This window comes from Citrobacter sp. GW821-FHT02E08 (genome assembly GCF_059421685.1).
Genome location: NZ_JBWKVL010000033.1, coordinates 1 through 5,160, shown reverse-complemented (window position 1 = coordinate 5,160; position 5,160 = coordinate 1). Strand labels below are relative to the sequence as shown.

The 5,160-nt window shown below is 37.7% G+C and carries 6 protein-coding genes; 1 reads left to right on the top strand and 5 read right to left on the bottom strand.

Annotated features, from left to right (window positions below; genetic code table 11):
- Positions 1–40 precede the first annotated feature (40 nt).
- From AC07UY_RS21675 to AC07UY_RS21665, 3 genes are read right to left on the bottom strand one after another with little or no spacing between them, the layout of a single operon-like run.
- The gene (locus AC07UY_RS21675) at positions 41–376 is read right to left on the bottom strand and encodes a hypothetical protein (RefSeq protein WP_494701925.1); all 336 of its coding nucleotides are present in this window, start codon (positions 374–376) and stop codon (positions 41–43) included.
- Positions 376–969: a hypothetical protein gene (locus AC07UY_RS21670; protein WP_494701926.1), complete on the bottom strand. Its 594-nt coding sequence runs from the start codon at positions 967–969 to the stop codon at positions 376–378. The genes AC07UY_RS21675 and AC07UY_RS21670 overlap by 1 nt, the downstream gene beginning before the upstream one ends.
- Positions 966–1,394 carry a GIY-YIG nuclease family protein gene (locus tag AC07UY_RS21665; RefSeq protein WP_494701927.1) on the bottom strand — a complete coding sequence of 143 codons (429 nt, stop codon included), beginning with the start codon at positions 1,392–1,394 and terminating at the stop codon, positions 966–968. The genes AC07UY_RS21670 and AC07UY_RS21665 overlap by 4 nt, the downstream gene beginning before the upstream one ends.
- Positions 1,395–1,430: 36 nt before the next feature.
- On the opposite strand from AC07UY_RS21665, the gene AC07UY_RS21660 reads away from it, so the two are divergent.
- Positions 1,431–1,877, top strand: a complete 447-nt coding sequence (locus tag AC07UY_RS21660) for a glycoside hydrolase family protein (protein ID WP_494701928.1) — start codon at positions 1,431–1,433, stop codon at positions 1,875–1,877.
- Between the two features lie 22 nt (positions 1,878–1,899).
- Here AC07UY_RS21660 and AC07UY_RS21655 read toward each other — a convergent pair whose 3' ends face one another.
- Complete coding sequence (locus tag AC07UY_RS21655; RefSeq protein WP_061348633.1) at positions 1,900–2,166, bottom strand: hypothetical protein; 267 nt, start codon at positions 2,164–2,166, stop codon at positions 1,900–1,902.
- Positions 2,167–2,228: 62 nt separating this feature from the next.
- Positions 2,229–4,934, bottom strand: a complete 2,706-nt coding sequence (locus AC07UY_RS21650; protein WP_494701929.1) for a phage tail tip fiber protein — start codon at positions 4,932–4,934, stop codon at positions 2,229–2,231.
- Positions 4,935–5,160: the final 226 nt, after the last annotated feature.

Here is a 5,160-nt window from a genome sequence, read left to right as displayed (position 1 = left end):
CGATCTCCTTCGTTGGCAGATTGAGTATGCCGGATGATCTCTAAATGTGAATGGCACGATTATGCGGGATACTTACAGACCAAACGCGATGACCTTTGTAGACTTGATTAAAACATGACAGTACTGCTACTGTCTTATTATCACCAAGACATACTGTATCGAGTACATCACCATCATTAACATTCGGAATATTGTTTAGATTGAAACTGAATACGATCAAATCCCCTTTACTCTTATCTACCTTCTTTTTAATTAACTTGCTACCCGAAAACACTTTGTCATATGGCAAAGTAACACTTACAGGTTTGACGTTTTGAAATAGGAATTCATCCAGTACGGTATGGTCATAGCAGGGATATTGATCAAGTATATTCATTATTTTCTCCATTTATATTCGAATGTACCACGCATAGTTTGAAGTTGTCGTAATACCATTTTTTCGGTCGTGTCATAGAAATCAAATATTGGTTTTCTTCCAACACTTCCATAATAACCAATAACACGTTCCTTACTCGTTTTCGTCTTCTTGGTAGTGTCGATTAGATATGTCTTTCCAGACATCTTACTCTTCACTTTTTTATATTTATCGTTCTTACGTTTTGATTTAAGTTGACTTATATTACCTTGCTTAGTCTTCTTGGCATTTTGATATGGGATCGCTTTATATTCCTTATTCCCTACATAATCAGGGTCAATAATATGCTTTAAGTATCTCGCCTGATTTCCCAGTACTATAATCTGGTTTACACTCTCAAATTCATTAAGCCGTTTAAAATTAAAGTACATCGCCCTACCCGTATATGGCATTACACCACCCTCTACTTCCTGGTTAATTTTCTGCTGTATCTGTTGGGTAACATTACGCATACGGTTACTTAGTTCTTTTTTGAAGTCTTTACCGATCTTTGGGGAATTTTTATTAACAAATTTCTTCATGTCATCTGGTGAATGACCATTTTTCCATTTCATGATAACCTCTCTAATAATTGTTGCAGTACTTTGAATGTTTCAGAACGATTTTTACCAAGCCGTACTTTGCACATCACGGCAAGATTCAAATTATTTGATTGCTGTCCTAAGAATAAAATCAATGCCGCTTCTACCTGCTCGGCTTCATTCGTCGTACTGAAACACCATAGTATTTGTTTTTCATAGCTCAGACCTGAATCAACCATTGCCCGCACTTTCTTCGAGGAGGAATAATAATTCTCCCAGTTGGATTCCTTTGTAGTTGGCTTCAGCTTCTTTACATCCCGAATACCTTTGAAGATTGACTTTACACCAAAATAATATGAACCATCGTCAAAAGAGATCATATATACAAAAGCTGCATAACTCCCGTCATTTATATCTTCATAATTCCATGTCTCAGGATCATGCATTGTCCATTTCATATAAATACCCCATAAATAATAGTTTATGAGGTATTTATGTGGCTAAGAGAAAAATTAAAAGTATATGAAGGTACGAAAGAGTACCAGGCTCATATGGGTTATTATCGCAATGGTAAATTCTGGGTGTATAAATGTAGTGAGAACAAAGATACGATTGGATATGGACATCTACTAAAAAGCTCTGAGTCGTTCCTTAACGGCATTAACGAGGATGAAGCAGATAAACTACTGGATAAAGATATTGGCATTGCCAAACGTGATTTATCTACCTTAAATTTGAAATTACCACCGGACTGGGAAAACTTCATGGTTATCATGATTTTTCAGTTAGGCTTAAGTGGTACTAAGAAGTTTAAAAAGATGATCATTGCATTACAAAACAATAATTACACAGAAGCAATTAAACAGGCAAAGGATAGTTTATGGTATCGTCAGACACCGAATAGACTTAACCAGATGATTGAAGATTTAATTAACAAATAAAAAAGGGGCTTAATGCCCCTTTTTATTTTTCAAGTATGACAAGAATACGTGCAATATCTACTTCAAGTCGTCTGATTGATTCATCAACTGACTTAAGAGTAATCTTCATAGCTTCATGCTCACTTCGTAATGTAGTAACAGATTGTTCTACAAGTGCAAGTCGTGTTTCTACTGAGGCAAGACGTGCTTCTATTTCTGCATCATCGGTCTTATTATCACGAATGATAGTCCAGATTAATGCTACAAAAGTTAGAAAAACTGCAATCCCGGCAATTACTAATTCTACCATTCCATTTAGTTCCCATTTTAATTATTATAGGTAGTTTTTAGACTACCCATATTTATTTAGTTTTAGTTACTAACTGGATTCTCACCACTACGGAATAAGAAGAGATCAAGTCTGTCACCTGGTAGGTTATTGTTTCCCTGATGTGCACCTATATCCAGTCCACATGAACCACTACGACCATCTGAAGCCATTACATATAGATAATTCATCTTACCCCTACCTACCGCAGGAATTTGAATATTATCAATTTTATATGAAACTGGCGTATCTTCACCACCGGAACCTGCATCATAACCCCATAATAGACGGTTTGCTATTCCATCCCCACCAACAAACACTTGAAAATAGTTCCACTTCCAGCATGTAAAATAAAAACTCATATTACTATTCAGAGTCCTTGCAAAGTCCTCCCCCTTAATACGCAATCCTACATATAATCTACCTGGTTCTGGTTTATAGTTTTCTGGGAATTCTACCCCTGGAGGTGCCCACACGTTCCCCTGTCGATTAACACCAGTACTTTGAGGTCTGCACTGATCACCAACAATACGTGATGCATTAAGAGTACCAAGAATTGTACAGTCCTGGTTAATAGTCACATTATTCATGGTCCCACTGGTTGCCTGAATATTACCCCGTACTGATACGTCCTGAAAACTTGCCTTACCATTCTTATTGATCATCCAGCCTGTACTACCATTCCAGTTTGTAGATTGAATTTGCTGGGATATTTTTGCTGAGTCGATAACCCCATTAACTATGTGTCCATTAAGGATTGAGGCATTGGCTATGCGAGCTGAGTCGATTGCCGCTATCTGAATTTTCGCACGCGTCACGGCGAGATCATTTATCTGCCCTGTGTTTATACTCGCGTCTCCAATGACCGCACTATTGATATAAGTTTTACCATTCTGAACTACAAACGGATATACCTTATCAGTCTGTTTAGCACTGTCGGTACTAATTATACTGAAACGATCTGCCATTACTGTAAATGCTGAGTTTTTCCCGTCATTAGCAAGTGATACACCTGACACGTTGCCGTTATTCGTCACCTGAACCTGCCAACGTGAACCAAGGTCATCAACAATATGTTTCTCAATAATGCCTGTGGCAACATCTGAATTCAGTAACTCATCTACAACATCATCATTTAGCTTTGAGTACGGAACTTTAGTATTCTGATTAAAACCAATAGTTGGCGACCATACTAATTCATCCTGTCCCATTACATCATATGCTGCAAGACGTCCGAACCACGATCCATCTTCTATCCCAAATGAAGCAGAGAAGCGGTTAGAAGAACTGAAATAGTGAACATCCGAACTAAAACCCTCATCCTTAGCACACTGGAACACTACACCAGAATAGTCTGGTACGTTTGATTCATCCCATTCTAAGAACACATTATCATAGCCATTACGCAAACGTACGCCAAGTAATTGGGGGTGCTGTGGGTTACTTACTTCAATCTGTACTTCTTCTGAATAAATTCCAGTACCGTGACCGTGGGCAATAATACCAATTACACGATATCTGTTAAGTCCATCCGATTGATTCATTGCAAAGGTATATGTCCAGTTAAAGTCCGTTGTAAAGTACGACTTAATATATGTACGATAACGGTCATACACACGAATTTCATAATATTTGAAAAAATCAGAGAATCGTTTTCCATTTACTGGCAAAGAACTTTGATCATCCCATCTGAATATAAAATCTTGTGAATAAGTCTGGTTCAATCCCATATTATCGTTAGACATATCAAGATTAGTAATCTTTGGTAGGGCAAAAATCACCTGTGGAGTTTGATTATAAATTGCAACTAACTCAGATGAATAACCGAGAGTGTTATACGCCTCAATACCAAAGTCGTAGCTTACACCGTGGATTAGATTCAGTATCTGAAACTCTGTGGTGTACTGTCCTACGTTACCAATCGAGATCCATGTATTCGAATCACTGCGTTTATATCTAATCTTATAACCCCGTACGCTTGAATCCTGGCTTAAATCCCATGTCATAAGCACGGCATTACCGTTAACGGTTGCACCAAGTTTCTGCACCTGCAAGTTTGATGGAGGTTCTACGTATGTCGCGTTTGGTAGATTTGTGATCCCGTCCTGTGGGAATCGTCCAGGGTCTTTCCCCTGATATATGCCGTCCGCATAGGCTATAGCGGTAATCTGTACGACACCAGTCTTATCTACGGTCATCGGTACAGTACGTTGTATTACACGGAACTTATTATTAACAAATCCGGCTTCTTTGAAACTGAGTGTAAAAACATCGTAGACTGTGAGATCGGTAACGTATGTGTTAAAAGTTATACTATTAAGAACATACTTAGATTTTAATAGTTCGGTATTAGCCATTTTAGCTAGTTGTTTTTTGTCCTGAATCCATTTTAGATTAAGGTCTTTTTTAATGATCAAACCATCCCGTACCACTGTTTCATTTGTAAGCGTATCACTTGGATAACGAATAATATCTTCTGAGTAATCACCGCCTGGGTTTGTATAGGTCACATCGAATGTATTCGCATAATCCGTATTAGAACCAGTTGTGATATTCACAGTACCGAGAATGTTTTTTTCATCAAAATGATATAGTGGGACATCGGCAGTATCTACGGTGAGATACATAATACCATTCGATTCATATATTACACCACCGAATGTAGACAAGATGCTTTCAAGGTTTTCTTTATATGACTTATCATAGGCAATAGCACCATTTGAATATAGTTCATTATTCTTACAGTACATTGCACAATTACGAAATGATGCAATATCAATATCATTAGGATCAGTGTTGAAGCCAAATTCATTATTTGTGATAAAGTCATATAACTGACTCGGTGGATTACTGGAGGGTTTACGAATGTTATCAGTAAGGTCATAAATTAGACGCCCTTTCTGATCTTACCCGCGAATAGTGGACACGCGACTAAGTGAGTAAACTCTCAATCAGAGGTGACTCATGACAAAACCA